The sequence below is a fragment of the Chryseobacterium sp. NFX27 genome, from assembly GCF_049887855.1.
Taxonomy (GTDB): Bacteria; Bacteroidota; Bacteroidia; order Flavobacteriales; family Weeksellaceae; genus Chryseobacterium.
In genome coordinates, this window is the sequence record NZ_JAGEKK010000042.1 from 1 (window position 1) to 1,328 (window position 1,328).

1 rRNA gene is annotated in these 1,328 nt (G+C 34.6%); it reads left to right on the forward strand.

Going from position 1 to position 1,328, the window contains the following annotated elements:
* Nucleotides 1-85 (forward strand): 5S ribosomal RNA (gene rrf, locus J4Q03_RS21295); the annotation flags it as partial.
* Between the last annotated feature and the right edge of the window lie 1,243 nt (nucleotides 86-1,328).

The window sequence follows — 1,328 nt, forward strand, 5'->3', positions numbered from 1 at the left end:
TCACCTGTTCCCATTCCGAACACAGAAGTTAAGCCCACCAGCGCCGATGGTACTGCGAAAGCGGGAGAGTAGGCCGCCGCCAGTTTTTATTAAAAGTCTCATACAGTATTTGTATGAGACTTTTTTTTGTTGTATACCTGGAACAAACTAACCCGGCGCAATCTTTGATTTTGCAATAAGCAATAAGCAATAAGCAATAAGCAATAAGCAATAAGCAATAAGCAATAAGCAACCACCCAAAATCATTTATAATTTATAATTGATCATTGATGAATAGGAATAGGAATAGGAATAGGAATAGGAATAGGAATAGGAATAGGAATAGGAATAGGAATAGGACGCGACGCTTAATAAATGCTCATTGATCCTTCATCGTTTATCCTTCATCCCTGGATAAAATAATAAAGAACATAAGTCTCAAATTATTTGTACCGATAAACAAAAACAAAATTAAAAACTAAGTCCTGTACAGAAATGTGCAGGACTTTTTTTGTTTAAATCTAACCGATGAGTAATGAATGGGAACGACTTTGATCACTATATTTTATAAACATAACCCAACACTATTTTATTAATATATATGTTGGTTAAATCCTGGCCAAATCCCTTACACCGACCTGATATCCCTGCACAGCTTCCTATATATTCAATAGTAGCGGGCTTTAGCCCACTTAGAATTATATAGATACAAAAAAGCTTCAGCCAAAATTTATAGTAAATAAATCTGAGTATCCATTTTATACATCAATATCCGGCGGTTATTAAAAATCTGCTTCATCTGCCTGATCTGCGAGAGTGCTTAATCAATAAACATAAAGCTTCGTGTAATCTGTGTGATCTGCGGGAGAATCCTTCATTTTTTAACCCTTTTCTTTGCCGTATACTTTTCTATTCTATGTAAAAGTTTTCCCTGCTAAATTAAAGCTGATATCCTAAAGCCGCCTTTATCCAATCATGAATCTTTCAACTAGTATTTTGTCCTTATTTTTTGAGGCAGTCTCCCGACGGCTTATCACTCTGCTCAATCTTTATTAATGGGCTATACTCCCCCTGTGCTTTTCATACCGCTATTACCACTGACGATTGTGGATAACTCCAATATCCTTATAACATATTATAAACTAATATCATACAGATCTACTTATCCCCAATATTAACGTGATGTGATATTTATGTTAAATAAGTTTGTTTTGCGTTTGAATAAGTTGTTATCTTTGCCCCACTGAAAAACGAGAGTATGACAGTAGCGCAGGAGAGCTTTTAGATAAGCATAACTATTTATAAAGAGCTTACGTATTACATGAAAAAATAGCTTAACAATATTTTAG